The organism is Zoogloea oryzae (genome assembly GCF_030161255.1).
In the GTDB taxonomy this organism is placed as follows: domain Bacteria; phylum Pseudomonadota; class Gammaproteobacteria; order Burkholderiales; family Rhodocyclaceae; genus Zoogloea; species Zoogloea oryzae.
In genome coordinates this window covers 1-26,168 of the sequence record NZ_BSPX01000073.1, presented here as the reverse complement: position 1 = coordinate 26,168, position 26,168 = coordinate 1, and the positions used below count along the sequence as shown (strand labels likewise).

The 26,168-nt window shown below is 67.5% G+C and carries 31 protein-coding genes; 8 read left to right on the top strand and 23 right to left on the bottom strand.

Features of this window, described 5'->3' with window-relative positions:
- On the bottom strand, positions 1 to 861 hold an 861-nt coding region (locus tag QQK25_RS18680; protein ID WP_284189299.1), incomplete at its 3' end, for a hypothetical protein.
- A gap of 214 nt (positions 862 to 1,075) precedes the next feature.
- Here QQK25_RS18680 and QQK25_RS18675 point away from each other — a divergent pair.
- Positions 1,076 to 1,549, top strand: a complete 474-nt coding sequence (locus tag QQK25_RS18675; protein ID WP_284189298.1) for a ribonuclease HI family protein — start codon at positions 1,076 to 1,078, stop codon at positions 1,547 to 1,549.
- Here the strand turns inward: QQK25_RS18675 and QQK25_RS18670 are convergent.
- The 17 genes from QQK25_RS18670 to QQK25_RS18590 all read right to left on the bottom strand — a co-directional run bounded on the left by QQK25_RS18670 (position 1,517) and on the right by QQK25_RS18590 (position 13,185).
- The gene (locus QQK25_RS18670; RefSeq protein WP_284189297.1) at positions 1,517 to 2,065 is read right to left on the bottom strand and encodes a Gx transporter family protein; all 549 of its coding nucleotides are present in this window, start codon (positions 2,063 to 2,065) and stop codon (positions 1,517 to 1,519) included. The genes QQK25_RS18675 and QQK25_RS18670 overlap by 33 nt on opposite strands.
- The gene (locus QQK25_RS18665) at positions 2,046 to 2,396 is read right to left on the bottom strand and encodes a NusG domain II-containing protein (protein WP_284189300.1); all 351 of its coding nucleotides are present in this window, start codon (positions 2,394 to 2,396) and stop codon (positions 2,046 to 2,048) included. Before QQK25_RS18665 ends, QQK25_RS18670 begins: the two co-directional genes overlap by 20 nt.
- Positions 2,397 to 2,456: 60 nt before the next feature.
- The gene (rapZ, locus tag QQK25_RS18660; RefSeq protein WP_153160762.1) at positions 2,457 to 3,299 is read right to left on the bottom strand and encodes an RNase adapter RapZ; all 843 of its coding nucleotides are present in this window, start codon (positions 3,297 to 3,299) and stop codon (positions 2,457 to 2,459) included.
- 143 nt (positions 3,300 to 3,442) lie between these two features.
- Positions 3,443 to 4,348: an MBL fold metallo-hydrolase gene (locus QQK25_RS18655; RefSeq protein ID WP_284189296.1), complete on the bottom strand. Its 906-nt coding sequence runs from the start codon at positions 4,346 to 4,348 to the stop codon at positions 3,443 to 3,445.
- A gap of 7 nt (positions 4,349 to 4,355) precedes the next feature.
- Positions 4,356 to 4,529 carry a DUF1289 domain-containing protein gene (locus tag QQK25_RS18650; RefSeq protein WP_284189295.1) on the bottom strand — a complete coding sequence of 58 codons (174 nt, stop codon included), beginning with the start codon at positions 4,527 to 4,529 and terminating at the stop codon, positions 4,356 to 4,358.
- Between the two features lie 7 nt (positions 4,530 to 4,536).
- Complete coding sequence (locus tag QQK25_RS18645; RefSeq protein ID WP_284189294.1) at positions 4,537 to 4,749, bottom strand: DUF1289 domain-containing protein; 213 nt, start codon at positions 4,747 to 4,749, stop codon at positions 4,537 to 4,539.
- A 62-nt stretch (positions 4,750 to 4,811) separates the two neighbouring features.
- The gene (locus tag QQK25_RS18640) at positions 4,812 to 5,726 is read right to left on the bottom strand and encodes a hydroxymethylglutaryl-CoA lyase (protein ID WP_284189293.1); all 915 of its coding nucleotides are present in this window, start codon (positions 5,724 to 5,726) and stop codon (positions 4,812 to 4,814) included.
- A 140-nt stretch (positions 5,727 to 5,866) separates the two neighbouring features.
- Positions 5,867 to 6,532 (bottom strand): DUF4126 domain-containing protein, encoded by a 666-nt coding sequence (locus QQK25_RS18635; RefSeq protein WP_284189292.1) that lies wholly within the window; start codon positions 6,530 to 6,532, stop codon positions 5,867 to 5,869.
- Between the two features lie 9 nt (positions 6,533 to 6,541).
- Positions 6,542 to 7,381, bottom strand: a complete 840-nt coding sequence (fghA, locus tag QQK25_RS18630; protein WP_284189291.1) for an S-formylglutathione hydrolase — start codon at positions 7,379 to 7,381, stop codon at positions 6,542 to 6,544.
- Positions 7,382 to 7,394: 13 nt separating this feature from the next.
- Positions 7,395 to 8,501, bottom strand: a complete 1,107-nt coding sequence (locus QQK25_RS18625) for an S-(hydroxymethyl)glutathione dehydrogenase/class III alcohol dehydrogenase (RefSeq protein ID WP_284189290.1) — start codon at positions 8,499 to 8,501, stop codon at positions 7,395 to 7,397.
- A 35-nt stretch (positions 8,502 to 8,536) separates the two neighbouring features.
- A complete protein-coding gene (locus tag QQK25_RS18620; protein WP_284189289.1) occupies positions 8,537 to 9,121 on the bottom strand; it encodes an LOG family protein in 585 nt (194 codons plus the stop codon).
- Between the two features lie 13 nt (positions 9,122 to 9,134).
- The gene (locus QQK25_RS18615; RefSeq protein ID WP_284189288.1) at positions 9,135 to 9,737 is read right to left on the bottom strand and encodes a 2-hydroxychromene-2-carboxylate isomerase; all 603 of its coding nucleotides are present in this window, start codon (positions 9,735 to 9,737) and stop codon (positions 9,135 to 9,137) included.
- Between the two features lie 114 nt (positions 9,738 to 9,851).
- The gene (locus tag QQK25_RS18610) at positions 9,852 to 10,472 is read right to left on the bottom strand and encodes a 2-hydroxychromene-2-carboxylate isomerase (protein ID WP_284189287.1); all 621 of its coding nucleotides are present in this window, start codon (positions 10,470 to 10,472) and stop codon (positions 9,852 to 9,854) included.
- 15 nt (positions 10,473 to 10,487) lie between these two features.
- Positions 10,488 to 10,928: a PaaI family thioesterase gene (locus QQK25_RS18605; RefSeq protein ID WP_153160772.1), complete on the bottom strand. Its 441-nt coding sequence runs from the start codon at positions 10,926 to 10,928 to the stop codon at positions 10,488 to 10,490.
- A 15-nt stretch (positions 10,929 to 10,943) separates the two neighbouring features.
- A complete protein-coding gene (can, locus tag QQK25_RS18600) occupies positions 10,944 to 12,086 on the bottom strand; it encodes a carbonate dehydratase (RefSeq protein ID WP_284189286.1) in 1,143 nt (380 codons plus the stop codon).
- 108 nt (positions 12,087 to 12,194) lie between these two features.
- Positions 12,195 to 12,665 carry a PaaI family thioesterase gene (locus QQK25_RS18595; RefSeq protein ID WP_284189285.1) on the bottom strand — a complete coding sequence of 157 codons (471 nt, stop codon included), beginning with the start codon at positions 12,663 to 12,665 and terminating at the stop codon, positions 12,195 to 12,197.
- An 82-nt stretch (positions 12,666 to 12,747) separates the two neighbouring features.
- Positions 12,748 to 13,185, bottom strand: a complete 438-nt coding sequence (locus QQK25_RS18590; RefSeq protein ID WP_284189284.1) for a MerR family transcriptional regulator — start codon at positions 13,183 to 13,185, stop codon at positions 12,748 to 12,750.
- 68 nt (positions 13,186 to 13,253) lie between these two features.
- Here QQK25_RS18590 and QQK25_RS18585 point away from each other — a divergent pair, with 68 nt between their 5' ends.
- From QQK25_RS18585 to QQK25_RS18570, 4 genes are all read left to right on the top strand, one after another.
- Positions 13,254 to 14,279, top strand: a complete 1,026-nt coding sequence (locus tag QQK25_RS18585) for an MBL fold metallo-hydrolase (RefSeq protein ID WP_284189283.1) — start codon at positions 13,254 to 13,256, stop codon at positions 14,277 to 14,279.
- Between the two features lie 16 nt (positions 14,280 to 14,295).
- A complete protein-coding gene (locus QQK25_RS18580) occupies positions 14,296 to 16,125 on the top strand; it encodes a PHA/PHB synthase family protein (protein WP_284189282.1) in 1,830 nt (609 codons plus the stop codon).
- Between the two features lie 86 nt (positions 16,126 to 16,211).
- The gene (locus QQK25_RS18575; protein ID WP_284189281.1) at positions 16,212 to 16,676 is read left to right on the top strand and encodes a putative toxin-antitoxin system toxin component, PIN family; all 465 of its coding nucleotides are present in this window, start codon (positions 16,212 to 16,214) and stop codon (positions 16,674 to 16,676) included.
- Positions 16,677 to 16,801: 125 nt separating this feature from the next.
- Positions 16,802 to 17,608 carry a mechanosensitive ion channel family protein gene (locus QQK25_RS18570; protein WP_153160778.1) on the top strand — a complete coding sequence of 269 codons (807 nt, stop codon included), beginning with the start codon at positions 16,802 to 16,804 and terminating at the stop codon, positions 17,606 to 17,608.
- A 44-nt stretch (positions 17,609 to 17,652) separates the two neighbouring features.
- Here QQK25_RS18570 and QQK25_RS18565 read toward each other — a convergent pair whose 3' ends face one another.
- Positions 17,653 to 18,480, bottom strand: coding sequence for a helical backbone metal receptor (locus tag QQK25_RS18565; RefSeq protein ID WP_284189280.1), 828 nt, complete (start codon positions 18,478 to 18,480; stop codon positions 17,653 to 17,655).
- Between the two features lie 109 nt (positions 18,481 to 18,589).
- Between QQK25_RS18565 and ald the strand changes: the two genes are divergently transcribed.
- Positions 18,590 to 19,705 (top strand): alanine dehydrogenase, encoded by a 1,116-nt coding sequence (gene ald, locus QQK25_RS18560; protein ID WP_284189279.1) that lies wholly within the window; start codon positions 18,590 to 18,592, stop codon positions 19,703 to 19,705.
- A gap of 9 nt (positions 19,706 to 19,714) precedes the next feature.
- Here the strand turns inward: ald and QQK25_RS18555 are convergent, their stop codons facing one another.
- Genes QQK25_RS18555 through argS form a run of 4 tightly spaced genes read right to left on the bottom strand, consistent with a single transcriptional unit; the run spans position 19,715 to position 23,725 of the window.
- The gene (locus QQK25_RS18555) at positions 19,715 to 20,482 is read right to left on the bottom strand and encodes an SDR family oxidoreductase (protein WP_284189278.1); all 768 of its coding nucleotides are present in this window, start codon (positions 20,480 to 20,482) and stop codon (positions 19,715 to 19,717) included.
- A 54-nt stretch (positions 20,483 to 20,536) separates the two neighbouring features.
- Positions 20,537 to 21,181 (bottom strand): thiol:disulfide interchange protein DsbA/DsbL, encoded by a 645-nt coding sequence (locus tag QQK25_RS18550; RefSeq protein WP_284189277.1) that lies wholly within the window; start codon positions 21,179 to 21,181, stop codon positions 20,537 to 20,539.
- A gap of 27 nt (positions 21,182 to 21,208) precedes the next feature.
- On the bottom strand, positions 21,209 to 21,973 hold the full coding sequence (locus QQK25_RS18545; protein WP_284189276.1) for an SPOR domain-containing protein: 765 nt from the start codon (positions 21,971 to 21,973) through the stop codon (positions 21,209 to 21,211).
- Between the two features lie 18 nt (positions 21,974 to 21,991).
- Complete coding sequence (argS, locus tag QQK25_RS18540; RefSeq protein WP_284189275.1) at positions 21,992 to 23,725, bottom strand: arginine--tRNA ligase; 1,734 nt, start codon at positions 23,723 to 23,725, stop codon at positions 21,992 to 21,994.
- Between the two features lie 122 nt (positions 23,726 to 23,847).
- Here argS and QQK25_RS18535 point away from each other — a divergent pair, with 122 nt between their 5' ends.
- A complete protein-coding gene (locus QQK25_RS18535; protein WP_153160784.1) occupies positions 23,848 to 24,489 on the top strand; it encodes a hypothetical protein in 642 nt (213 codons plus the stop codon).
- Positions 24,490 to 24,559: 70 nt separating this feature from the next.
- The gene (gene ubiB, locus QQK25_RS18530) at positions 24,560 to 26,098 is read left to right on the top strand and encodes a ubiquinone biosynthesis regulatory protein kinase UbiB (protein WP_284189274.1); all 1,539 of its coding nucleotides are present in this window, start codon (positions 24,560 to 24,562) and stop codon (positions 26,096 to 26,098) included.
- The last annotated feature ends 70 nt before the right edge of the window (positions 26,099 to 26,168 follow it).

Genomic DNA, 26,168 nt, shown 5'->3' with positions numbered 1-26,168 from the left:
GAGCAGCGCCTGGCGCGCCGGGATGACCCGCTCGCCGAGCGCCTGGGCCAGCTTCCGCACCTCGTCGCAGCGGCCCAGGTCGGCCGCGGCGTAGGTCCGGTGGGCCAGCAGCGGCAGGGTCACGGCGTCGGACAGCGTCTCCACCCCGGGCAGCCCCGCGCCCGCCGAGAGGATCCCATGGGCCCGCTCCGCGTCGCCGGCCAGCAGGCCGATGAGGCCGAGGGCGCTGTGCACCAGCACCCGCGGCAGCAGGCCGGCGCCATCCAGATGGCACAGGAGCTCGACGTCGGAGAGCCTCACATCCGCCCGCGTCACTTCGCCGGCCAGGCAATCGACAAAGCAGGCCAGCGTGCGGTGGACCAGCTCCAGCGGCAACGAGCCCACCGCGACGGCGATCCGCTCGCCTTCGGCAAAGGCGCCGCGGGCGAGATCCACATTGCTGTCGAGGATCAGGGTCAGCAGCCCCTTGCGCAGCAGCAGCGCCGAACGGGCATGGGGTGACAGGGCTGCGTCCTGGGCGATCAGCTCGGCCAGGCGGGCACGCAGAATGTCGAGGGGTTCGTCGCCGGCATCGCCCCGCAGCCGGGCATCGCAGGCTGCGGCGCAGCCCAGAGCCTGGATGTCGGGATGCGCTTTGCCGGCCGGATCGACCAGCCGGGACGCCAGCAGCGCGATCTCGGCGCTGGGGTCATCCACGAGGCCAAGCAGCCCGACGCCGCGGGCGCCGGCCGCCTGCAGCATGAGCACGCCCGTCCGCGCCCCCTGGAAATCCATCTCGAACCAGCGTCGCAGGCAGGTCCGTTCCAGCGTGGCGCAGGGATAGGGCAAGGCTGGCGCGGCATTTTCGGGCGTCTCGGTCATGGCTCCCACACCGGGGTCGGGCTGACGCCCGTGACCCGCTTGATCTCGTCCACCATTTAGCCATGAGATGTGTGATCCCCTGACGGCGGCAGGGGATTGTTGGTGATTTTTTACAAAAATCGCATTTATCCAGGTGTTTCCGCCGGACGCGACAAACCCGCCGGAAGGCCGTAAAGTCGGCCCTGCCCTCTCCTGCCGGTCTTCCATCGCTGCCGTGACTCGCCCCGCTCCCCTCCCGCCGCCCGCCGACACCTGGCTCATCTGGTTCGACGGTGCCGCCCACCCCAATCCCGGGCGCATCGGCCTGGGCGCGCTGCTGCTGGGGCCCGAGGGCCAGCGGATGGATGTGTCGGAGCCCGGCGGGCGCAGCGGCTGCAACAACGAGGCCGAGCTGCTGGCCCTGGGTCGGGCGCTGGAGCTGGCGCTCGCCGCCGGCGCGCAGCATCTGGTGGTGAAGGGAGACAGCGATTTTGCGGTGCGTCACCTGCGGGGCGAGGCGCACACCGAAGTACCGCGGCTGGTCGGCCTCATCGACGGCACCCTCGCCCTGCTGGCGCGCTTCACGTCGGTGCGGCTGGAATGGGTGCCCCGCCACCGCAACCCGGACGCCGACCGGCTCTCCCGGGCCGCCATCGGCCTGCCCGACAAACCGGCGCTACGCCCCGTCTCGCGGCGTCGCCGGCGCTAGTTCGGCATCCAGCAGCCGGGCCGCGACGAGGCCGTTGACCAGCCCGAAGAGCGTCGCTGCCAGCGCAAACACCGGCACCAGATAGAACACCCCGTCGTGGGGCACCAGCCACAGGCGGGCCACCACCAGCTGGCCGCCGATGTGGGCGAAGGCCGCCAGCACGCTGTGGCTCACCGGCCCGAACCAGCGCCTGGGCAGATGCATCGCGGCCCCCAGCACGCCCAGGCTGGCGAGGCTGCCGGCGAGGCTCAGGAAGAAGCCCGGCGCCAGGAACTGCCCCAGTACGAGGCTGCCCACGAGCACCCGCAGCAGCGCCACCCAGGCCGCCTCGCGCCAGCCCCAGCGGGCCAGCACCACCAGCGTCACGATGTTGGCGAGCCCGGGCTTGACCCCCGGCAGTGGGAGCGGAATCGCCGCCTCGGCCACGGTGAGCACGATGGCCGCCGCCGCATGACGTGCCACCCGGTGGTCGTCGGCGGTGGGGACGAGGCGGATCTCAATAGTTGAGGGAGTCATAGTCGGCCCGCCGCCCGGAGAGGGCGAGGCTCACCTGATTGGGCGCGCAGATCGCTACCGCCCCTGCACTGGCCAGCCAGCCCTGGCGCACGCAGTACTGGCGCGGGCCCGGATCGCTGGCCACGCGGGCCCGGCCGGGCTGCACCTCGATGCGCGTGGTGCCGAGCGGCCCCGGCACCTCGACGATGCGCGGGGCGGAGAGATCCACCTCGGCAAACACCTGCCCGCCGGCCTTGATGATGGCCTTGTCCGGCCGGCCACCCTGCCACAGCACGAGGGCCGATCCGACGCTGAACACCAGCGCCGCCGCCAGCACGAGCCCGTCGCCCATCCGCAGATGGACGGCCCAGGCGGCCAGCCAGCGGCGTACGGCGGGCAGATCCGGCACGGGTCAGGTCTTGAAGGAGCGGTGCCGCACGAGCACCCGGGCACTTTCGCGGAAACGCTCGGCGAGCTGTTCGGCGATGTACACCGAGCGGTGCTGGCCGCCGGTGCAGCCGATGGCCACGGTGAGGTAGCTGCGGTTGTCGTTTACGTAGGACGGCAGCCACTGGGCCACGAAGCGGTAGATGTCGTCGGTCATCTGGCCGACTTCGGGCACCCGTTCGAGGAAGTCGATCACCGGCTGGTCGCGCCCGGTGAGGGGCCGCAGCACCGGGTCGTAGTGCGGGTTGGGCAGACAGCGCACGTCGAACACCAGATCGGCGTCCATCGGGATGCCGTGCTTGAAGCCGAAGGACTGAAACAGCAGGGTGATCTGGTCGCCCGCTTCCAGCCGCATGAAACTCTTCACCCAGTTGCGCAGGGTGTTGGCGGAGAGATCGCTGGTGTCGATGCGGTGGCCGAGCTCGGAGATCAACGCCAGCGCTTCCCGCTCGCGGGCGATGGCCTCGGCGAGGGTCACGTCGTCGTCGCCGAGCGGGTGCTTGCGGCGGGTTTCGGAGAAGCGGGCGATGAGGGTGTCGTCGCGCGCATCCAGAAACAGGAAGCGCACGTCGCCGATCATGGCGCGCAGGGATTCGATCTGCTGGGGGAGCGCGGCGATGCCGGCGCCGGAGCGCACGTCCACCGCGACGGCGATGCGCTGGTAGCCGGAGCCGCGCAGATGAGTGACGAGCTGGGGCAGCAGCGCCGACGGCAGGTTGTCGACGACGTAATGGCCGCAGTCCTCCATCACGTTGAGCGCGACGCTCTTGCCGGAACCGGACAGACCACTGATCAGGACGAGTTGCATGGAGAAACCTGCTTTGGGGAGGCCTGCACCCGAAGGTGGGCGGCCTGTCTGCGACGAAATGCCGCAGTTCTTATGAGAATAGTGGTCAAGCTTCGCACAAGCTACTCTCCCCCGTTTCTACAAAAAGTCACATAACTGTTAATTCATGTGGCGCAGAGCTTGTTTTCACGAATTTCCACCACCCCGGCCCGCAAAAGCTCCGCCACCAGCCAGTCGGCGAGGGCCTCCGGCGTCAGGCCGAGGAAGCGCTGGTTGGCGTCGCGGAACAGCGCCACCCGGGCCAGATGATCCGGCAGGCTGCCGAGGGGCATTGTCCGCCGCTCAAGTAACGTGAAGGTGAAACAGGCGCGGATCGCGTTGCGGGCCATCCGCGCGCCGTCCTCTTCAAAGTAGCGCAGCCGGGCAAGGGCGGCGGCGAGCGCCTCGTCCACTTCGACGAAGGGCGCGCCGTGGCCGGGGATCACCCAGTCGATGGACAGCCGGCCGATGGCTTCGAGGGTCGCCCGCGCCGCCTCGATCCCGCCGCCGGCGCCGATCACGTCGGCGAACAGGATGCCGAAGCCGTTGCGCCACAGGGCGTCGCCGGAGATCAGCCCGCGAGCATCCGGCGCGTGGAAGACCAGCGCGTCCATGTCGTGCCCCGGTGCGGGCAGCGCCTGCCATTCGAGCCCGCCCATCACCATCCGGTCACCGGGCGCCAGCGCGTGGTCGGGATGGAAGGCCTCGCCCTGCTGGTCGGTGGTGGATAGCAGCAGCGCATCTTCGTCCCAGGTCTTCACCGCGTCGACGATGCCGTGGGGCACGCCGATCCGGCAGCCGAACGCCCGCTGCACCGCGGCGTTGCCACCTATGTGGTCGGAGTGGGAATGGGTGTTGAGCAGACGGGTGAGCCGGCGCGGGCCGAGGGCCTCGCGGACCAGCGCGACGGTCTGGGCAGCGTGGGTCACATAGCCGCTGTCGATGAGCGTGGCGTCGCCGTCGTCGAACAGCAGGATGTTGTTGGCAGACAGCCAGCCTCGCTCCAGCACCCGGATGCCGGGGGGCAGCATGGCGCGCTCAGTCGGCGGCTTCGGTCGGGCCGGTGACGGGCGGCGGCGCTTCGGCCACGGCCTCGCTGGCGGCGGGATCGGAGTCGGTCTCGCCGAAGATCTCGTCGGCACTGCGGCCGCAGCCGGTGCAGTAGCCGTCGTCGATCTCGCAGACGCCGATACAGGGGTTCTCTTCGCTCATCGCCGCCTCAACCGTTGCTCACGCACTCGCTGCGCAGGCCACCGTCGAGGCGCTCGGCGGCAGCCCGACGGCTGGCGATGTCGGCCAGGATCGCGCGCTTGCGGTCGTCGCCGGCGCGGCCCCAGTCGGTGATTTCGGGGATGGTGCGGAAACAGCCTTCGCAGTAGCCCGTGGCCGGGTTCATGCGACAGACGGAGGTGCAGGGGGATTGGATGGTCATGATGCGCTCTGGGGGTCGACGCCCGCCGCTCGTTGTCGGCGGGTCTTCGTGAACCCGGGAGCTTATACGGGCTTGGCGCGCTTCGCCAGCACCGCCCGCGCCACCTTCGAGGCCGGCGAGCGGCCCAGGCGTTCGCTGATCCAGCCGGCGGTGTCCACCAGCTTGTCGAGATCGATGCCGGTGTGGATGCCGAGGCCGTTCATCAGGTACACCACGTCTTCGGTGGCCACGTTGCCCGAGGCACCCGCGGCGTAGGGGCAGCCACCGAGGCCCGCCACCGCCGCGTCGAACACCGCGACGCCGGCTTCCAGCGACGCGTAGATGTTGGCCACCGCCTGCCCGTAGGTGTCGTGGTAGTGGCCGGCGAGCTTGCCCACCGGCACCTGGCGGGCCACCACGTCGAGCATCTGGCGCGTCTTGCCCGGGGTGCCGACGCCGATGGTGTCGCCCAGGCTCACCTCGTAGCAGCCCATCTGGTAGAGCGTGGCGGCGACGTCGGCCACCGCTTGCGGATCGACTTCGCCCTCGTAGGGGCAACCCAGCACGCACGACACGTAGCCGCGAACCTTCACCCCCGCCGCCTTGGCTGCGGCCATCACCGGCTCGAAGCGCTTGAGGGAATCGGCGATGCTGCAGTTGATGTTCTTGCGGCTGAAGGATTCGGACGCGGCGCCAAACACCGCCACTTCGGTCGCCCCCACCCCCAACGCCGCCTCGAAGCCCTGCAGGTTGGGCGTGAGCACCGGGTAGCTCACACCGGGCAGGCGCTGGATGCGGCGCATCACCTCGGCGTTGTCGCCCATCTGCGGCACCCACTTGGGCGACACAAAGGACGTGGCTTCGATGGCCGGCAGGCCGGCGGCGCCCAGGCGGGCGATCAGTTCGACCTTGGTTTCGGTGCTGACGACCTGCTTTTCATTCTGCAGGCCGTCGCGGGGGCCCATCTCGACGAGGCGGACATGGGTGGGGAGGGTCATCGGATTTCCTTGGCAGCGCTTCAATGCACCGCCAATTTTAATTGCATAACCTCGAGATTTCCGCACTTTTTATCCGCTTGTCTTTATGCGGAGGGCGGAGGGCGCTTGAAATTCAGCCGACGAAACACCGCCGGGCCTTGTCAGTTCGTGGCCTGGGGCCGCCGCCGGAAAATGCGGGCGACGAAGCGCCACAGCATCGCGATCATCACCACCGCCAGCACGCAGAACACCGCCAGCGCACCGAGGAAAAGCAGCGGCTGGTGGATCAGCGTCCACATGCCGCCGGCGAAGAGCGCGTCCTCGCCCAGCGACGTGACCACGTTGCTCACGGGCTCGGGCGAGGTGTTGATCGCCGCCCGGGCGCTGGCCTTGGCGAAGTGGGTGCCGGCCGCCAGGGTGCCGCCGAGGAGGCCCATGGCGATCTGCAGCGCGCCGCTCTGGTCGCCCATCACCGCCGCGGCCAGCGCCGCGCCGGCGGGGATGCGGATGAAGGTGTGGGCGGCGTCCCAGAGGGAATCCAGCCAGGGCAGCTTGTCGGCGAAGAACTCGACGAGCAGCAGCAGCCCGGACACCCCCAGCACCAGCGGATGGGCCAGCACGCCGAGGCCGCCCGGCAGGTGCGCGCCGGCGAAACGTTCGAGCGCGCCGAGCACGAACACCAGCGCGTAGAGGCGCAGCCCGCTGGCCCAGCCGAGGCCGGCCGCCAGGGCCGCCAGCGAGGCGAGGTCCACCGGCACGTCGCGCCAGTCGAGGAGCGGCTTGACGCTGTCGGCGAGGGTGGAGGGGTCGAGGCCGGCGATGTCCATCCCGCGGGCCTAGGCTTTAAGGAACTGCGCGTGGTGGGCCAGGTGGTCCGCCATGAAGGTGGAGATGAAGTAGTAGCCGTGGTCGTAGCCCTCATGCAGGCGCAAGGTGAGGGGCTGGCCGTCGCAGCACACCCACTCGAAGCGGTCCGGATTGAGCTGGGTGGCCAGAAACTGGTCGGCCATGCCCTGATCGATGAGGATCGGCGGGCAGCGCCGGCCGTCCTCCACCAGCGCGCAGGCGTCGTGCTCGCGCCACATGGCCCGGTCGGTGCCCAGGTAGCCGCTGAAGGCCTTCTCGCCCCACGGGCAGCGGCTGGGCGCGGCGATGGGCGCGAAGGCCGACACCGAGCGGTATAGATCCGGATGGCGCAGGGCCAGGGTGAGCGCCCCGTGGCCGCCCATCGAATGCCCGAAAATGCCGCAGCGCTTGAGATCGGCCGGGAAGCGCAGGCCGATGAGCTGGCGCAGCTCGCCGGTGATGTAGCTTTCCATCCGCCAGTGGCGCGACCACGGCTCGCGGGTGGCATCCAGGTAGAAACCCGCCCCCACGCCGAAATCCCAGGCGTCGGCCTCGCCGGGGATGCGCGCGTCGCGGGGGCTGGTGTCGGGCGCGACGAGCATCAGCCCCAGCTCGGCCGCCAGCCGCTGGGCGCCGGCCTTGATGGGGAAGGTTTCCTCGGTGCAGGTGAGGCCGGCGAGATAGAACAGCACCGGCACCGGCCCGTCGGCCGCCTGGGGCGGCACGAAGACCGAGAAGCGCATCGGCAACCCGATCTCCCGCGACTGATGGCGGTAAAACCCCTGCCGACCGCCAAAGCAGAGATGCTGGGAGAGGGTTTCGAAGGGCATGGCAGTGGCTGGATCAGTAGATGACGACGGAACGGATCGACTCGCCGCGCTTCATGAGATCGAAGCCGTCGTTGATCTGATCCAGCGTGAGGGTGTGGGTGATGAGGTCGTCGATATTGAGCTTGCCTTCCATGTACCAGTCGACGATCTTCGGCACGTCGGTGCGGCCGCGAGCGCCGCCGAAGGCCGAGCCCTTCCAGACGCGGCCAGTGACCAGCTGGAACGGCCGGGTGGAGATCTCGGCGCCGGCCTCGGCCACGCCGATGATCACCGACTGCCCCCAGCCCTTGTGGGTGCATTCGAGCGCCTGGCGCATCACCTTGGTGTTGCCGATGCACTCGAAGCTGTAGTCGGCGCCGCCGTCGGTGAGCTGGACGATGTGATCGACCACGTTTTCCACGTCGTTCGGGTTGATGAAGTGGGTCATCCCGAACTTGCGGGCCATGGCCTCGCGGGCGGGGTTGAGATCGACGCCGATGATCTTGTCGGCGCCGACCATCTTGGCGGCCTGGATCACGTTGAGGCCGATGCCGCCGAGGCCAAAGACGACCACGTTGGCGCCGGCCTCGACCTTGGCGGTGAACAGCACGGCGCCCACGCCGGTGGTCACGCCGCAGCCGATGTAGCAGACCTTGTCGAAGGGCGCGTCTTCACGGATTTTGGCCAGGGCGATCTCGGGCACGACGATGTAGTTCGAGAAGGTGGAGGTGCCCATGTAGTGCAGGATCGGCTTGCCATCCAGGCTGAAGCGGCTGGTGGCGTCGGGCATCAGGCCGCGGCCCTGGGTGCTGCGGATCTTCTGGCACAGGTTGGTCTTGCGCGACAGGCAGAACTTGCACTCGCGGCATTCCGGCGTGTAGAGCGGGATCACGTGGTCGCCGGCCTTCAGCGACTTCACGTCGGGGCCCACATCGACGACGACGCCGGCGCCTTCATGGCCGAGGATGGCCGGGAACAGGCCTTCCGGGTCGGCCCCGGAGAGGGTGTAGTAATCGGTGTGGCAGATGCCGGTGGCCTTGACCTCGACCAGCACTTCGCCGGCCTTCGGGCCTTCGAGGTCGACGGTTTCGATGGTCAGCGGGGCGCCTGCTTTCCAGGCGACGGCGGCACGGGTCTTCATGGGTGTTCTCCGGGGGGTGTCGGGTTATTGGGGTGTTATAGGTGTTTTTCGTCGCGAATGCGCTTGCCCACGGCGGGCGGGTGATACGCAGCCATCGACCGCAGCAGCGCGAAGAGGTTGTCCTCGACGAGCAGCAGACCGCGGTTTTCCTGTTTCATGAAGCCTTCCTCGACGCCCCGCTCCATCATCTGGACGAGAGGCAGGTAGTAGCCTTCGACGTTGAACAGGGCCACCGGCTTGTTGTGGAAGCCGAGCTGCGCCCAGGTGAGGATCTCGAACAGCTCTTCAAAGGTGCCAAGCCCGCCGGGCAGGGCGATGAAGCCGTCGGCGAGCTCGGCCATGCGCGCCTTGCGGGTGTGCATGGAATCAACGACTTCGAGCCGGGTGAGGCCCTCGTGGCCCACTTCCCAGTCCATCAGCGCGCGCGGGATGACGCCGACCACCTTGCCGCCAGCGGCAAGACAGGCATCGGCGACGACGCCCATCAGCCCGACGTTGCCGCCGCCGTAGACGAGTTCGATGCCGCGCTCGGCGAGGAGCTTGCCGAGGGCTTCGGCCGCCGCCCGGTAGGCCGGCCGCACGCCGGTGCGCGAGCCACAGAAGACACAGATGCGCCGCATGGTTGACGCTCCGTCAGAAGGGGCCTTTTTCGAGCCAGCGCTCGAGCTGCGGCAGGCGGTCATTGCCCCAGAAGCCTTCACCTTCGACGATGAAGTAGGGCGAACCGAACACGCCGCGGGCTTCGGCCAGGTCGATCTCGGCCTTCAGGCGTGCCTTGGTGGCCGGATCGGAGAAGGCGTCGGAGACTTCCTCCCGGTCGATCTTGAGGGCGTCGGCGATGTCGAGGAGCACGCTGGTCTCGGCGATGTTGCGGCCGTCGACGAAGTAGGCGCGGAACACCGCATGGGCAAAGGCGCGGGCCTCTTCGGGGTCGCGGTCGGACAGCCACTGGAAGGCGCGGGCGGCATGTTCGGTGTGCACCGGATACGGGCTGGGCTGCTTGAAGGGGATGCCGAAGAAGGCCGCGGTGCGCTCGGTGTCGCGCTGCACGTACTCGGTGCGCATCAGCCCGGCCGGGATCTTCATGCCGCCCTGGGGCTGGAACTGGGCGTCGAGGACGATGGCGTGCCACATCACGGCGCGGCCGTGGCGGGCGGCGAGCTCGTCGATCCGCTCGGAGGCCAGGTAGCCGTAGGGCGAGGAGAAATCGAAATAGAAGTCGATGGGGGCGGACATGCGGGTCTCCGGGAGGCGAATTTTCTGTGATGCCGGTTGGGTCGGTCAGCCCGCATTATCCATGGCGGGCGACCGAAGGGCATCACATTGCGTGTCGCTCCGACGACCGGCCGCTCAGAACCCGCCTTCGGCCAGCCAGCGCTCCACCTGGGGCAGCCGGTCGGCGCCCCAGAAGGCTTCGCCATCGACGATGATGAAGGGCGAGCCGAACACCCCGCGCGACAGGCCCAGATCCACCTCGGCGGCTAGACGCGCCTTGATCTCGGTACCGGACAGCACGCCGGAGAGCTCGTCCCGGTCGATGCCGACGCCGGCGGCGATGTCGAGCACCGCGCCGAGGTCGGAGATATTCACGTCATTGACGAAATACGCCCGGTAGGCGGCGAGGCCAAACTCCCGCGCCTTCTGCGGACTGCGGTCGTTGATCCACAAAAACGCCCGCGCGGCGTGCTGGGTGGGGATCGGGAAAGTGCTGGGCTGCTTGAAGGGCAGGCCGAAGTAGCGGGCCGAACGTTCGATGTCGTGCATCGAGTAGGCGCCCTTGAGCGGGATCGACGGCAGCGGCGCGAGGCCGGTGACCTTGAAGGTAACCCCCAGCAGGAAGGGATGCCACAGCACCGTGCGCCCGTAGCGTTCGGCCAGCGCGTCGATCTTCTCGGCAGCGAAGTAGCCGTAGGGCGAGGAGAAATCGAAGTAGAAGTCGATGGGGGCAGTGCTGCGCCGGGGTTCGGTCATGGGTCGGTCTCCGTCTCAGGGGGTCTTGGGCCACAGGATCAGCTGGGTGCAGCGGAACAGCGCCAGCCGCCGGCCGCAGCCGCCGCTGGTGACTTCGGAATCCCACACCTGGGTGTTGCGCCCGATGTGCACCGCCGTGGTGTTGCACAGGAGCACGCCGTCGGTCTGGGTGCCGAAGAAGTTGGTCTTCAGCTCGATGGTGGTGAAGCTCTTGGCGCCTTCAGGCAGGTGGGCGCGGGTGGCGTAGCCCGCCGCGCTGTCGGCCATGGCGATGATCGTTGCGGCGTGGAGATAGCCGTTGGGGGCCAGCATCTCGGGGCGGATCAGCATCCGCGAACCCATGCGCCCCGGCTCGAGGGTCACGGCCTCAAAACCGAACCAGCCCGGCAGATGGCCCGCACCCCGGGCGTTGAGGAAATCGAGGTCGATGCCTTCGGCAAGCCGGGGTTCGGCCATCACGGGTCTCCGGTATCAGCTTTCCAGGGCCTCGAGGGCACCCAGGTAACGGGGCATGAGATCCTCGCGCCGGCTCACGTTGATGCCCAGGTCGCGGATCAGGCCGTCCTTGAGGCCATACACCCAGCCATGCACCGTGAGCCGCTGACCGCGCTTCCAGGCGTCCTGGACGACGATGGTCTGGCACACATTGACCACCTGCTCGATGGTGTTGAGCTCGCACAGGCGGTCGTGGCGCATCTCGGGCGGCAGCAGATCGACGCGGCTGACGTGCTTCACGTGAACATCCTGCACGTGACGCAGCCACAGATCCACCAGCCCGACGCGATCCCGCTGCAGCGCCGCGCGCACGCCGCCGCAGCCGTAGTGGCCGACGACCATGATGTGCTTCACCTTCAGCACATCCACCGCAAACTGGATCACCGACAGGCAGTTGAGGTCGGTGTGCACCACCACGTTAGCCACGTTGCGGTGGACGAAGACCTCGCCTGGCATCAGCCCGATGATCTCGTTGGCCGGCACGCGGGAATCGGAGCAGCCGATCCACAGGAACTCGGGCGCCTGCAGGGTGGAGAGCTTCTCGAAGTAGCCCGGATCGACCTGGCGCATGCGCCGCGCCCAGGCGAGATTGAAGTCGAAGAGGTGGAACAGGTTTTCGTTCTGAACTTCGCTCTCAGACCAGTTCTCCAGGTCGAGGGAGAGGAACATCGTGCCTTCCACGGGGGTCGGGTAGTAGGCCGGCGCCTCCTTGAAACCCAGCTCCCGGTAGAGCTTCACGGCGATGCGCATGGCCGGCAGGGTGTCGAGCATCACCCTGCGGTAGCCCAGCACCTTGGCGGCCTTGATGGCGGCCAGGGCGAGTTCGCGGCCAACTCCGGTGCCACGCGCCTCGGGCTCCACGTAGAGCCGCTTCATCTCGCAGATGCCTTCGGTGGAGGGGCGGATGCCCACACAGCCGGCGGGCTTGCCGTCGAGCTCGGCAAAGAACAGCCGCCCCGCGGGCGCGGCATAGGCGCCGGGCAGGGAGGCCATTTCCTCCCCGAAGTTCTGGAAACCGAGATCTACACCCAGCCAGGCGGCGTAGTTGCGGAAAAACTGGCGGACATGCTCGATCTCGGCGTGGTCATCGGCACTGAGGATGCGAAGGGTTACAGCCATCGATCAATTCCATAACAAGTCGAAACAACCCAGCAGGATACTCGCTCAGGCGGGCCGTTTCACCCCCGGGCATGGGTAGAGCCACGCCTTTTTGTGCACGAAGCCCTTTCAGGCAGGCTTTTCCTGACGGCCGTGCATGACCATGATCGTCTGCTGCATCACCGCGCAGAGCGTCCATTCCTCCGCCTTCACGGCAAAGACTTCGGCCTTGGTAATGATCAGCGTGCGCCCCGGGCGGATCACCTCGCCGCGCGCCACCAGCCGCTCGCCGTCGGCCGGGGCGATCAGATTGATCTTGTATTCCACCGTCAGCACGCTGGCGTCGGCCGAGGTGAGGGTGTTGGCGGCGTAGCCGGCCGCCGAGTCGGCGATCATGCCCACCACCCCGCCGTGGATGAAGCCATGCTGCTGGGTGATGCCTTCCCGGTACGGCAGGTGGATCTCGGTGTAGCCGGGCTCGACCACCGCCATCTTCGCGCCGATCAGGGCCATCGCGTGCTGCAGGTCGAAGCTCGCCCGGACGCGGGCGGCGTAGTTCGGGTCGCGGGGGCGGAAGGGCTCCAGGGGCGGACGGGTCATGGCGTGTCTCCTTTTATTGGCGCAGCCTGTACGGGCGCTTTGAATTACGTTTACGTAAACGTAATTTTGGTGGTAAAAAAGATCAAGCGCCCTCGCCCAGGCGGGCAGCCAGTGCAGCGTGGGCGGCGGCGGCGCCTTCCGGGTTCTCGGCCAGCTGTTCGGCACACTGCCGCTCGAGGATGTCGATCTCGCCGAGCACCGCGGCGATGTCCTCGCGCTGCTGCTCGAGGGCCCGTCGGCGTTCGGCCAGCACCACCAACAGGCGGCGCAGCTGCGGGGCCGAGTCACGCAGGCCGTCGTACATGCCGAGCAGCTCGCCGATCTCGGCAAGCGACAGGCCGAGCCGCTTGCCGCGCAGGATCAGGCCGAGACGGGTGCGGTGGCGCTTGTTGTAGATGCGGTTGCGGCCGGCACGGACGGGCGCGAGCAGGCCTTCGTCCTCGTAGAAGCGGATAGCACGCGGGGTAATCCCGAACTCGCGGGCCAGATCACCGATGGTGTAGGTTGTTTCGTCGATCATCGAATCAGTAAATCAGATTTCCCGAGGCCGGACAACGCGGCCGACGGATTTCCAGGAGAACAGCAGCAATGAGCACCCCGACCCTCGAATACCCCTTCGACAGCGTGCCGGAGGCCGGCGAGACCCGCGAGGTCGCCCCTGGCGTGTCCTGGATCCGCATGCCGCTGCCCTTCGCCCTCGACCACATCAACCTGTGGCTGATCGAGGACGGCGAAGGCGTGGCGATCGTCGATACCGGCTACGCCCTCGACGCCACCCGCGACGCCTGGGAAACCATCCTCGCCCGCCTCGGCAAACCGGTGACGCAGATCATCGTCACCCACTGCCACCCGGATCACCTGGGCCTCGCCAAATGGCTGTCCGACAAGACCGGCGCCGGCGTGGTGATGTCCCAGGGCGAGTACCTCGGCGGCTACGCCCTGTGGCATCAGCTCACCGGCTACGACGTCACCTCGATGGTCGCCCACTTCCGCCACCACGGCCTCGACGACGACCGCGCCGCCGCGCTCTCGGGCCGGGGCAACGCCTACGCCCGCGGCGTGCCGTCGCTGCCGACCACCTACGAGCGCCTCATCGACGGCGACGTGCTCACCATCGGCGGCCGGCACTGGAAGGTCATCGTCGGCTACGGCCACGCGCCGGAGCACGTCTCCCTCTACTGCGAGGCCATCGGCGTGCTGATTTCGGGCGACATGCTGCTACCCCGGATCTCCACCAACGTCAGCGTTTTTGCTGCAACGCCACATGACGACCCGCTCGGCCGCTTCCTCGATTCGATCAGCGCTTTCAAGCAGTTGCCGGACACGTCGCTCGTGCTACCATCCCACGGGAGGCCGTTCCGCGGCATCGCCCTTCGGGTTGATCAGCTCGTCCAGCACCACGACGACCGCTGCGCGGAACTGCTTGCTGCATGTACCGATCCCCGCAGTGCGGAAGAGATTCTTGCGACCCTCTTCCCGCGCGAGCTGGATACGCATCAGGTCATGTTTGCAATGGGGGAGGCCATCGCCCACCTGAACCACCTCGAACACAAGGGCGAGCTGGTAGGCCGGGTCGGAGACGATGGGGTGGTTCGTTTCGTCAAAAGCATCTAACAAGGAGTGCCCAACAATGGCTGCGCCAGAAAAAGAAGTCGCCAAGTCCGAACTGCCGGACCCGAAGGAAGTCGCCAAGACCTACGCCGAAGTCGCCCAGCGCGCTTCCAAGCTGCTGGCCGACCACATCCAGAAGCAGGTCCAGAAGGGCATGTCCGCCCCCACCGACGAGCTGGGCATCGCCCAGGCCTTCATGGACATGATGGGCAAGCTGCTGGCCAACCCGTACCGTCTGGCCCAGGCCCAGATGAACCTCGTGTGGGATTACTTCTCCCTGTGGCAGCACTCCATGATGCGTTTCACCGGCATGGCGCCCAGCGCCCCGGTCGCCGCCCCCGCCAAGGACGACAAGCGCTTCAAGGATGAAGAATGGCAGGAGCACTTCCTGTTCGACTTCATCAAGCAGTCCTACCTGATCACCGCCCGCCACATCCACGACACCGTCTCCGGCGTGGATGGCCTGGATGACCAGACCCAGAAAAAGGTCAACTTCTACACCCGCCAGTACATCGACGCCCTGTCGCCGTCCAACTTTGCCCTGACCAACCCGGAAGTCTTCCGCGAGACGGTCAAGAGCCACGGCCAGAACCTCATCAAGGGCCTCAACAACCTGCTGCGCGACGTGGAAGAAGGCGACGGCAACCTGCGCGTCAAGATGACCGACACCACCGCCTTCGAGCTGGGCCGCAACGTGGCCACCACGCCGGGCAAGGTCGTCTTCCAGACCGAGATGATGCAGCTGCTGCAATACACCCCGACCACCCCGGACGTTTCCAAGCGCCCGCTGCTGATCGTCCCGCCCTGGATCAACAAGTTCTACATCCTCGACCTGCGCGAGAAGAACTCCTACATCAAGTGGTGCGTCGATCAGGGCCACACCGTGTTCGTGATCTCCTGGGTCAACCCGGATGAGCGCCTGGCCGAGAAGAGCTTCGACGCCTACCTGCTCGAAGGCACCCTGGCCGCCGTCGACGCCATCTGCGAACAGACCGGCGCCAAGGAAATCAACGCCGCCGGCTACTGTCTGGGCGGCACGCTGCTCGCCACCACCCTGGCCTACATGGCCGCCAAGAAGGACAAGCGCCTGGCGTCCGGCACCTTCTTCACCACCATGACCGACTTCGCCGATCCGGGCGAACTTTCCGTCTTCCTCGACGAAGGCCAGATCTCCAGCCTCGAGAAGAAGATGTTCGAGCGCGGCTACCTCGAAGGCTCCGAGATGGCCGGCACCTTCAACATGCTGCGCGCCAACGACCTGATCTGGTCCTTCGTGGTGAACAACTACCTGATGGGCAAGGATCCGTTCCCCTTCGACCTGCTGTACTGGAACTCCGATTCCACCCGCATGCCGGCGAAGATGCACAGCTTCTACCTGCGCAACATGTACCTGAACAACCTCCTCAAGGAGCCGGGTGGCATCGAGATCGCAGGCGTGCCCATCGATCTGTCCAAGATCAAGGTCCCGACCTACTTCATCTCCACCATCGAAGACCACATCGCCCCGTGGAAGAGCACCTACTCCGGTGCCCGCAACTTCGGCGGCAACGTGCGCTTCGTGCTGGGCGGCTCCGGCCACATCGCCGGCATCGTCAACCCGCCGGCAGCCAACAAGTATGGCTACTGGACCAACCCGGCCGCCAAGCTGCCCGCCACCGCCGACGAGTTCTTCAACGGCGCCGAGCAGCACCCCGGCTCCTGGTGGACCGACTGGCAGGCCTGGCTGATGGCCCAGGACAGCAGCAAGGTTCCGGCCCGCGATCCGCTCAACGGCAAGTTCAAGGTGCTCGAAGATGCACCGGGCTCCTTCGTCAAGGCCCGTCTCGACGCCAAGAAGAAGGCCGCCTGATCCATCGGCAGCCTGCATGAAGAAAGGGGGCCTCGGCCCCCTTTTCCTTTTTCCGCCTCAGCCTCAATCGCCCCACTTCACCAACCGTGGCCACCTACCCGCTCGAAACCCCGCTCCCCCACGGCCTGCCCGTCGTCCTCGACACCAACGTGGTGCTGTCCCTGTGGATGTTCGAAGATCCCGCCCTCGTGCGCCTGCGCGCGGCCGTCGAGAGCGGCGCGCTCCGCCCGGTCAGCCGGGAAGACTGCCTGGGCGAGCTTGCCCGGGTGCTCGCCTACTCGCAGTTTGCCCAGAGCCCCGAACGTCAGGCCGAGATCGCCGCCGCCTACCGGGCCCGCTGCACGCTTGTCGAACCCGTCGATCCGCCCGCCTGCGAACTGCCCAACTGCCTCGACCGGGACGATCAGAAGTTCCTCGAGCTCGCCCGCGACAGCGGCGCCCGGGCGCTCCTGACCCGCGACAAGCTGGTGCTCAAGCTCGGCAAACGCCCGGTCATCGCCGCGCGTTTCGCCATCCTCACGCCCGAAAAACTGCAAATCCAGCTGGCGTAAAGCCCATGACGTCACAGAGGCCTGCACGTCGACACAACAATTCACATATCATGGCAACCCCGGACACCCAGTCTGGATAGACTGGGGACTCAACCCTCATGACGGAGCACGCCATGGCCACTGAAATGTCTTTCGACGTTGGCAACCTCATCACCACCTACCTCATTCCCCTCGGCTGGAAACTCGCCGGCGCGGTCGCCCTCTGGATCATCGGCGGCTGGCTGATCAACATCATCGGCAACCTGTCCAACCGCGGCATGACCCGCCAGAAGGTCGAGCCCACCCTCGTCCGCTATGTCGAGGCCACCCTGCGGGTGGTCATGCGCATCGTGCTGGTCATCGTGATCCTGTCGGTGTTCGGCATCGAGACCACCAGCTTCGCCGCCCTCATCGCCGCCGCCGGCGTGGCCATCGGTGTGGCGTGGAGCGGCCTGCTCTCCAACTTCGCCGCCGGCGCCTTCCTGATCATCCTGCGCCCGTTCAAGGTGGGTGACTTCATCAGCGGCGCGGGCGTCACCGGCACCGTCAAGGAAATCGGCCTGTTCGCCACCACCATCGACCAGCCCGACAACGTGCGGACGACCATCGGCAACAACAAGCTGTTCTCCGACAACATCGTCAATTACACGCTGAACCCCTCCCGTCGGGTGGACCTGACCGCCCAGCTGGCCCACAGCGTGGATCCGAAGCAGGCAATGGAACTCATCCGCGCCCGCATCAAACAGATCCCCAACGTGCTGACCGACCCGGCGCCGGATGTGGAAATCCTCGAGTTCAACGCCGCCGGCACCAAGCTGGTGGTGCGCCCCTATTGCCACAACGACCACTACTGGCAGGTGTATTTCGACACCAACAAGGCCCTGGCCGAAGTGGGCGGCGCCAACAACTGGCCGATCCCGGCGCCCCATCAGGTGCTGCGTCAGCCCAGCTGATCGCCCCCGGCTTCAGCGCAAACGCCCACTCCGGTGGGCGTTTTTCATGGCACGCCGGCCAGCGTGCGGCGCAGCCCGGTGAGATAGCGCAGCCCGGCCACTGCCCGGCTGCCGTACCACGAAGCCATCTCCCCATCGATCAGCGCCGCCGGCCGCCCCGACGCGGCGGCCACCTCGGCCAGGTGGCTGTCGCGGAAGCGATAGGGCTCGGACGACAGAAAGACCCGCGCCACACCCGCCAGCCACGGCGCATCCCATTCGAAGGCCGGATAGCGCGGCTCGTCGGCCTCGGGAACCGTCTGCCAGCCCACTGTCGCCAGCATCGCCGAAATGTAGGTGCTGCGCGCCACGGTCATCCAGGGCTCACGCCAGATGAGGTAGAGCACCTTCTCGAGCGGCAGACTGGCGCCCACGGCCCGCGCCTCGTCCAGCGCCGCGGCAAGCTCGGCGCACAGCCGCTCAGCCTCGGCCTCACAGCCAAAGATGCCACCCAGCAGACGATACACCGGCAGATTGTCCTCGGGCGTGCACGGGTGGGTAACGATCACGTGAGGCACGCAGGCGGCGATCTCCTCGACGCATTCGCGCCGGTTTTCGTCAACGTTGACGATCACGTGGGTCGGCGCCAGCTCGCGCAGGCGCTCAAGGTTCACGTCCTTGGTGCCGCCCACTTTGGGGACGGGCTTCAGGATCGCCCGCGGGTGGATGCAAAAGCCTGTCCGCCCGACCAGCTGCCCGGCCAGCCCCAGATCGCACACCAGCTCGGTGAGCGAGGGCACCAGCGAGACGATCCGCGCCGGGCCGGAATGGGGCTGGTGGCGACGGCCGCTTGCGTCCACCAGAAAATCTTCATCATTGTTGTTCTGCATCATCGCGCAAGTATCTCAGGAGCCGCACCGTTATTGGATGGTACGTGGAACAAGCATCCGCGCCCGCACTCTCACCTGAAGCAAGCCAACCCTTCCAGCCACGGAGAAGATCATGAAAATCGGCGTTCCCAAGGAAACCAAGAACCATGAACATCGGGTCGGCCTGACCCCGGGTGCAGTCCGGGAGGTCGTCGCTCATGGCCACCAGGTGTTCGTCGAGACCGGCGCCGGGCTCGGCATCGGCGCCACGGATTCCGATTACGAACGCGCCGGCGCCACCATCAGCGCCAGCGGGGCCGAAGTCTTCGAGGCCGCCGAGATGATCGTCAAGGTGAAGGAGCCGCTCCCCGACGAGCAGGCGCGCCTCAAGCCCCACCACATCCTGTTCACCTACCTGCACCTGGCTCCCGCGCCAGAACTCGCCGAGGCGCTGCTTGCCAGCGGCGTCACCGCCATCGCCTACGAAACCGTCACCGCACCCGGCGGTGGCCTGCCACTGCTGGCGCCGATGTCCGAGGTGGCCGGACGGATGAGCATCCAGGCCGGCGCTGCGGCGCTGGAGAAATCCCACGGCGGCCGGGGCGTGCTGCTGGGCGGCGTGCCCGGCGTGGAGCCTGGCCGGGTCGTGGTGCTGGGCGGCGGCACGGTGGGCAACAACGCGGCCCACACGGCGGTGGGCATCGGCGCCGACGTGACCATCGTCGATAAATCCCTGGCCGTGCTGCGCCACCTGGACGAAGTGTACGGCGGGCGGGTCAAGACCCTCTATGCCACCCGTGACGCCATCGAAAGCGTGCTGCCCCATGCCGATCTGGTGATCGGCGCGGTGCTGATCCCCGGCGCCACCGCGCCCAAGCTTGTCACCCGGCCGATGCTCGCCACCATGAAGACCGGCTCGGTGATCGTGGACGTGGCCATCGACCAGGGCGGCTGCATCGAAACCTCCCACCCCACCACCCACGCCGACCCGACCTTCGTGGTGGATGGCGTGGTGCATTACTGCGTCGCCAACATGCCCGGCGCGGTGGCCCGCACCGCCACCTACGCCCTCAACGCAGCCACCCTGCCCTACGTGCTGGCGCTGGCCGACAAGGGCTGGAAGGATGCGCTGAAGGACGACGCCGGCCTGCGCGCCGGCCTCAATGTGTGCAACGGCCACGTCACCCACCCGATCGTGGCCGATGCGCTGGGCAAGAAGTACCTGCCCGCCATCACCCAGCTCGGCTGAGGGCGCCGGCTACAGATCGAGCCCGCGCGGCTTGCGACCGGCGCGGGCAAAGATGCGGTCGAACACCGCGTTGGGCAAGAGGCGCAGCAGCCTGGCCACCACGCCCATCTGCCAGGGGATCACCGTGTAGGTGGTGCCGGCGTCGATGGCCCGCACGAAGCGCCGGGCGGCTTCGTCCACCGGCAGCATGAAAGGCATCGGGTAGCGGTTCACCGCGGTCATCGGCGTCTCGATGTAGCCGGGGGCGATGGTGACCACCCGCACGCCGCTACCGTGAAGCTCGACCCGCAGGCTTTCCAGATAGGCGATCGCCGCGGCCTTGGAGGCGCTGTATGCCCCGGCCCCGGGCAGGCCGCGGATGCCCGCCACCGAGGCGATGCCCACCAGCCGTCCGCTGCCGCGAGCCCGCATGGGCGCCGCAAAGGGCTGGAAGGTGGCCACCATGCCCAGCACGTTGGTGCGCATCACCCGCTCAAAGGCGGGCAGGTCGTCGGCTTCTTCCGTGAGCGTGCCCACCGACACGCCGGCATTGGCGATCACCACGTCGGGCAGGCCGAAGCGCGCCACGAAATCGGCCGCCGCAGCCTGCAAGGCCGCGCCGTCTGCCACATCGACGATGTAGATGGCGTGCTCGCCGGGCACGCTCGCCACCAGCGCAGCGAGGGCGTCACGACGCCGGGCTACGAGGCCCAGCACCGCGCCCCGGGCCGCGTAGTGGCGCGCCAAGGCGGCGCCGATGCCGCTGGAGGCACCGGTGATGAAGACGCGTTCGGTCACGGGATGAGAAAGGAAGCACGCCGCCCGACGCGAAAGCCGGGTGGCGTGGCGGGCTTACTTGCGGCCCTGTTCGCTGCGGGCGCGGGCGATCAGCTGATCCGCCACCTTGAGCGCCGCCTCGTGGGTGCCGGCGAGGGAGCCGGAGGTGAAGTACTTGCCGTCGATCGCCAGGGTCGGCACGCCGTCGACCTTGTAGTTGCGGGCGATTTCCTCGAAGCGCTTGACGCGCACGTTGGTGCTGAAGCCCCGGTAGGCGTCGGCGAACTTCTTCGCATCCACACCCTTCTTGACGACCCATTCCTGGGCAGCGGCTTCGGTGTTGAGCGGCAGCTTCTCGGACTGGACGGCCTCGAAGATCTGGCCGTGCAGGCGCGGCAGATCGCCGGTGGCGTCGAGCGTCGCGTACAGCCGGGCGAGGCCCACCAGCATCTGCTGGCCCCACATCACCGGGACGCGGGTGAACACCACGTCGGACGGCAGCTTCTTTACCCAGGCGTCGAGCGCCGGATCGAAGGCGCGGCAGTGGGGGCAGCCGTAGTGGAAGAACTCCAGCACTTCGATCTTCCCCTTGGCCTCGGTGGGCTGGGGCGGCGAAACGAGTTCGAAGCCCTTGCCACTGCCCTGCGACCAGGCGGGCAGACCAAGGCCGCCGAGGGCTGCAAGGGCGGAGAGCTGTTTGAGGACGTCACGACGCTGCATTAGGGTTTCTCCTTCGATCCAAAGGACTCATTGAGCGGCGGTGGCCGGCTTTGGTTCCTTGGGTTTGATCTTCACGATGGCAGTGGTGATGCCGTTGGCGGTGAGGTTGTCCCGCGCCTTGGTCATCACGTCCTGGCCGAGGTAGGGGCCCGTACGCACCCGATGCATCGTGCCCTTGTCGGGCACTTCGATCTTCTGGACGCTGGCCTCCACCCCCATCAACGCAAGACGCGCCTTCAGGTTGTCCGCCTCGGAGGGGTCTTCGAAGGCGCCCGCCTGCAGGTAGAACTTCTCGGGCGCGGGGGCCGGCTTGTCGAGCAGCGCCGCCTCGGCCTTGGCGCGCTCGGCGCTGTCCATGCCTTCGGTGGACTTGGTCTTGTCGGCCTTGGCGGTGTCGGTGGTGGCGGCCTTGTCAGACTTATCCTTGGCGGGCTTGTCGGTCTTCACGACTTCGGTGGTTTCCTCAGGCTTGGTGGGCGCCGGCAGCGCATCCGAACCCTTGGGCAGCACGTTGTAGAAGTCGAAGCGCGGCTTCTCGACAGGCTTGTCGCCGGCCTTACCGGGCAGCGCGATGGGCTCGCTGCCCTGGGGCTTGGCCGGCGGCGCGACGACCGTCCGCTCATCGGCCGCCTTGGGCTTGCTGAAGGGCGACGAGGCGGTGAAGTACAGCGCGATCCCGGCAGCCACCAGGGCCCCCAGGATCAGGCCGACAAAAATGCCGACAAGGGTGCCGCCGCGGCTGCCCGATTTGGGCTTCCTGGCTTGAGGACGTGGCTTGAGATCGCGACTCATGGATGGAGAAGTCCGGGATTACATCGAATCGGGAGCAGAAACGCCAAGCAGCGCGAGGCCGTTGCGGATCACCTGACGCACCGCGGCAGCCAGGGCCAGACGGGCCAGCTTGAGCCCCTCGTCGTCCACCAGCATCCGTTCGGCGTTGTAGTAGCTGTGGAACTCGCCGGCCAGATCCTTCAGGTAGAAGGCGATCTGGTGCGGCGCGTAGTCGGACGCGGCGCTCTGGACGACTTCCGGGAAGGCGGTGAGGCGGGCGCACAGGGCGAGCTCACGCTCGTTGTCGAGGCGGCCCAGATCGGCGTCGGCCAGATCGGCGAGGACGCCGTTCCACTGGCCCAGCACCGAGCACAGGCGGGCGTGGGCGTACTGGATGTAATACACCGGGTTCTCGTTGCTCTGGCTCTTGGCGAGGTCGAGGTCGAAATCCAGATGCTGATCGGCCTTGCGCAGCACGTAGAAGAAGCGGCAGGCGTCGTTGCCCACTTCGTTGCGCAGTTCGCGCAGGGTGACGAACTCGCCGGAGCGGGTGGACATGGCCGCCTTCTGGCCGTCGCGGTAGAGCACCGCAAACTGCACCAGCGCCACGTCGAGCTTCTCGGGCGGCAGGCCCAGCGCCATCAGCGCGCCCTTCACGCGGGGGATGTAGCCGTGGTGGTCGGCGCCCCAGATGTCGATGATGCGGTCGAAGCCACGCTCGTACTTGTTGGCGTGGTAGGCGATGTCGGAGGCGAAATAGGTGTAGAGGCCGTTTTCGCGCTGGACGACGCGGTCCTTCTCGTCGCCGAAGGCAGTGGAGCGGAACCACTTGGCGCCGTCCTGTTCGTACAGGTGGCCGCGGGCTTCGAGCTCGGCCACGGCCTTCTCGACGAGGCCGGTGTCGAACAGCGAGCGCTCGGAGAACCACATATCGAAGGTGACGCCGAATTCCTTCAGATCTTCACGGCCGTCGCCGAGTTGCTCGTTGAGCGCAAAACCATGCACCCAGGCGTAATCGGGGCCGAGCAGGCGCTTGGCGTTGGCGATCAGCGCGTCCAGGTGGCCTTCCTTGTCGGCCTCGACCGACGGGGCGCCCGCCAGCACGTCGGCGGCCGTAACCTGGGCGAAGCGGTCGGCGTGGCCGGTCTTGATCTGGGCGGCCATGTCCTTCACGTAGTCGCCCTGATAGGCGTTGGGCGGGAAGGCGATGGCGATGCCGAAGAGATCGAGGTAACGCAGCCAGGTGGACAGCGCGAGGATGTCCATCTGACGGCCGGCGTCATTGATGTAGTACTCGCGGGTCACGTCGAAGCCGGCGAAATCCAGCACGTCGGCCAGCGACGCGCCATAGGCGGCGCCACGGCCGTGGCCCACGTGGAGCGGGCCGGTGGGGTTGGCCGACACGAACTCGACCTGCACCTTCACGCCGGCCTTCACGCCGCGGCCGAAGGCCTCACCGGCGCCCAGCACCGCGGCAACCACCGCCGTCTTGGCGTCGGAAGCGAGGGTGAAGTTGATGAAGCCGGCGCCCGCCACTTCGGTCTTGGCGACCAGCGGCGACTTGGGCAGCTCAGCCATCAGCAGGGCGGCGAGTTCGCGGGGATTGCGCTTCAGCGGCTTGGCCAGTTGCAGCGCCAGGTTGCTCGCAAAATCCCCGTGACCGGCCTGCTTGGGCCGCTCGAGGTTGATCGGGGTTTCGGCCTGGTCGGGCGCCACACTGATGAGGGCGGCACGCAGGAGGTCGGCAAGCTGGGTTTTCGGATCGGCGCTCATGGCAAATACTGCGACTAAAAGCACAGGATTATATCCAAGCGCCGGGCGTCCCGCCTGTCGTGCAAACTTTCGTGCGAATTAAGCCCGCCGACAAAGCGCTTGCTACGTGGCAAACTTGCCTCGTGAGCACTTTTTTCCGTCGTCTTCCGGTCCGCTTCGCGGCTTTCGCCGCCAGCCTGCTGCTGGCGACGGGCGCCGCTGCCGACGCGCCCACCCTCGACTGGCGCGTGCCGCTGCCGGCCGGCCAGGGCTGGCGGATCATCGACCTGCGCGAAGGCAACGGCATCCGCCATGAAGAATACGTGCCCCGCGGCCAGGGCATCGAGGACTACCGCGACCGCCTGCTCGTCCAGCGCTTTGGTGCCCAGGAGATGAGCCCCGAGGCCTACCTCGGCCACATCGCCGCCGGCCTGGCCCGGCACTGCCCGGAGTTCACCACCAGCGGCCTCGTCACCGGTGCCCGCGACGGCCTCGGCCATTCCACCCGCACCGCCTACTGCAGCCGCTTCGGCGACCGGCCCTATGGTTATGTGGTGGCCCAGAAGGCCATCCGCGACGGCGACTTTCTTTTCGTGGTCGAGCGGGAATGGCGCCTGCCGCCGTTCTCCATCGATCCCGACGGCACGGTCAGCTTCGGCACCGCCGACGAAGCCGTGAAGCGCGACATCCGCAGCACCGTGCGCTGGCTCACCGAGCAGGTCCATCCGATCGCCCCGCCGCCCGCGCCAGCCCCTGCGCCGGCGCGTCCCCGCATCAGGCGCTGAAGCCCCCGCCCACGCTTCCGCCGGCCCGGCTTTCGGGGCACAATCCGCGTTTTCCTTTTCGCCTGCCGCCGTGCGCCTCTTCCGACTCGTCAAGATCGTCTCCGTCAGCCTGAAATACGGCCTCGACCAGATGATCCTCTCCAGCGAGCCGACCGGCCGGCTGGCCTGGCTGGCGCGCGCGCTGCGCTTCGGCCGCCACTTCGACGAACCCTCGGGCGCCCGCCTGCGTCAGGCCCTCGAATCCCTCGGCCCTATCTTCGTCAAGTTTGGCCAGATGCTGTCCACCCGGCGCGATCTGCTGCCGCCGGCCATCGCCGAAGAACTCGCCCGCCTGCAGGATCGCGTCCCGCCGTTTTCCAGCGACGAAGCCCTGGTGCAGCTCGAAGCCGCCTACGGCAAGCACGCCGACGAGGTGTTTGCCCGCTTCGAGCGCCAGCCGATCGCCTCCGCTTCCATCGCCCAGGTGCATTTTGCCGAGCTGCCCGACGGCACCGAGGTCGCCGTCAAGATCCTGCGCCCCGGCATCGCCCCGGTGATCGCCCACGATCTGGCCCTGCTCGACGCCGCCGCGACCATCCTCGAAAAAATCTGGCCCGAAGGCCGCCGCCTCAAGCCGCGGGAAGTCGTCGCCGAGTTCTCCAAGTATCTGCGCGACGAGCTCGATCTGATGCGCGAGGCCGCCAACTGCTCGCAGCTGCGGCGCAACTTCAAGGATTCCGAGCTGCTGGTGGTGCCTGAAGTGCACTGGGACTGGTGCACCACCAACGTGATGGTGATGGAGCGGATGAAGGGCATCCCCATCTCCCAGCTCGACACCCTGCGCAAGGCCGGCATCGACCTCAAGGCGCTGTCCCGCGCCGGCGTCGAGATCTTCTTCACCCAGGTGTTCCGCGACGGCTTCTTCCACGCCGACATGCACCCGGGCAACATCTTCGTCGCCACCGATGGCGCCGCCCGCGGGCGCTACATCGCGCTGGATTTCGGCATCATCGGCACCCTCAACGACACCGATAAAAAATACCTCGCCACCAACTTCCTGGCCTTCTTCCAGCGGGATTACCGGCGCGTGGCGCTGGCCCACATCGAGGCCGGCTGGGTGCCCGCCCACACCCGCGCCGACGAGTTCGAAGGCGCCATCCGCGCGGTGTGCGAACCCATCTTCGACCGCCCGCTGAAGGACATCTCCTTCGGCAAGACGCTGCTCCGGCTGTTCCAGACCGCCCGCCGCTTCGAGATGGAAGTCCAGCCCCAGCTGGTGCTGCTGCAGAAGACGCTCCTCAACATCGAAGGCCTCGGCCGCCAGCTCGACCCGGATCTCGATCTGTGGAAGACCGCCAAGCCCTTCCTCGAGCGCTGGATGAACGACCAGATCGGCTGGCGCGCCCTCGTCCGTCACCTGAAAGACGAAGCGCCCGCCTGGGCCGCCACCCTGCCCCAGCTGCCGCGCCTGGTGCATCAGGCGCTGGCCTCCGAGAAACGCGACGACGCGGCCCGCGCCGAGATCGCCCGCCTCGCCGCCGCCAACACCCGCCAGCGCCGCTGGCTCATCGCCACCGTCGTGGTGCTCGCCGGCCTCGCCGCCCTCGAAGCGGGGCGCTGGCTTGCCTGACAACTTCTGTCTCCCCGCCCGATCCTCCAGCAATCGAAACAATCGGGCAGCTACCATTCCAACCGACAAC

Bases quoted from the DNA above. Each gene is read 5' to 3' on its own strand.
- QQK25_RS18615 (WP_284189288.1), bottom strand. From the start codon at position 9,737: ATGTCCGCCCCCATCGACTTCTATTTCGATTTCTCCTCGCCCTACGGC.
- QQK25_RS18650 (WP_284189295.1), bottom strand. From the start codon at position 4,529: ATGAGCGAAGAGAACCCCTGTATCGGCGTCTGCGAGATCGACGACGGC.
- QQK25_RS18640 (WP_284189293.1), bottom strand. From the start codon at position 5,726: ATGACCCTCCCCACCCATGTCCGCCTCGTCGAGATGGGCCCCCGCGAC.
- argS (WP_284189275.1), bottom strand. From the start codon at position 23,725: ATGAGCGCCGATCCGAAAACCCAGCTTGCCGACCTCCTGCGTGCCGCC.
- QQK25_RS18670 (WP_284189297.1), bottom strand. From the start codon at position 2,065: ATGACTCCCTCAACTATTGAGATCCGCCTCGTCCCCACCGCCGACGAC.
- QQK25_RS18550 (WP_284189277.1), bottom strand. From the start codon at position 21,181: ATGCAGCGTCGTGACGTCCTCAAACAGCTCTCCGCCCTTGCAGCCCTC.
- QQK25_RS18625 (WP_284189290.1), bottom strand. From the start codon at position 8,501: ATGAAGACCCGTGCCGCCGTCGCCTGGAAAGCAGGCGCCCCGCTGACC.
- fghA (WP_284189291.1), bottom strand. From the start codon at position 7,381: ATGCCCTTCGAAACCCTCTCCCAGCATCTCTGCTTTGGCGGTCGGCAG.
- QQK25_RS18620 (WP_284189289.1), bottom strand. From the start codon at position 9,121: ATGCGGCGCATCTGTGTCTTCTGTGGCTCGCGCACCGGCGTGCGGCCG.
- QQK25_RS18635 (WP_284189292.1), bottom strand. From the start codon at position 6,532: ATGGACATCGCCGGCCTCGACCCCTCCACCCTCGCCGACAGCGTCAAG.
- QQK25_RS18655 (WP_284189296.1), bottom strand. From the start codon at position 4,348: ATGCTGCCCCCCGGCATCCGGGTGCTGGAGCGAGGCTGGCTGTCTGCC.
- ald (WP_284189279.1), top strand. From the start codon at position 18,590: ATGAAAATCGGCGTTCCCAAGGAAACCAAGAACCATGAACATCGGGTC.
- QQK25_RS18545 (WP_284189276.1), bottom strand. From the start codon at position 21,973: ATGAGTCGCGATCTCAAGCCACGTCCTCAAGCCAGGAAGCCCAAATCG.
- QQK25_RS18565 (WP_284189280.1), bottom strand. From the start codon at position 18,480: ATGATGCAGAACAACAATGATGAAGATTTTCTGGTGGACGCAAGCGGC.
- QQK25_RS18585 (WP_284189283.1), top strand. From the start codon at position 13,254: ATGAGCACCCCGACCCTCGAATACCCCTTCGACAGCGTGCCGGAGGCC.
- QQK25_RS18665 (WP_284189300.1), bottom strand. From the start codon at position 2,396: ATGGGCGACGGGCTCGTGCTGGCGGCGGCGCTGGTGTTCAGCGTCGGA.
- QQK25_RS18570 (WP_153160778.1), top strand. From the start codon at position 16,802: ATGTCTTTCGACGTTGGCAACCTCATCACCACCTACCTCATTCCCCTC.
- can (WP_284189286.1), bottom strand. From the start codon at position 12,086: ATGGCTGTAACCCTTCGCATCCTCAGTGCCGATGACCACGCCGAGATC.
- QQK25_RS18580 (WP_284189282.1), top strand. From the start codon at position 14,296: ATGGCTGCGCCAGAAAAAGAAGTCGCCAAGTCCGAACTGCCGGACCCG.
- QQK25_RS18645 (WP_284189294.1), bottom strand. From the start codon at position 4,749: ATGACCATCCAATCCCCCTGCACCTCCGTCTGTCGCATGAACCCGGCC.
- QQK25_RS18590 (WP_284189284.1), bottom strand. From the start codon at position 13,185: ATGATCGACGAAACAACCTACACCATCGGTGATCTGGCCCGCGAGTTC.
- rapZ (WP_153160762.1), bottom strand. From the start codon at position 3,299: ATGCAACTCGTCCTGATCAGTGGTCTGTCCGGTTCCGGCAAGAGCGTC.
- QQK25_RS18610 (WP_284189287.1), bottom strand. From the start codon at position 10,472: ATGACCGAACCCCGGCGCAGCACTGCCCCCATCGACTTCTACTTCGAT.
- QQK25_RS18605 (WP_153160772.1), bottom strand. From the start codon at position 10,928: ATGGCCGAACCCCGGCTTGCCGAAGGCATCGACCTCGATTTCCTCAAC.
- QQK25_RS18595 (WP_284189285.1), bottom strand. From the start codon at position 12,665: ATGACCCGTCCGCCCCTGGAGCCCTTCCGCCCCCGCGACCCGAACTAC.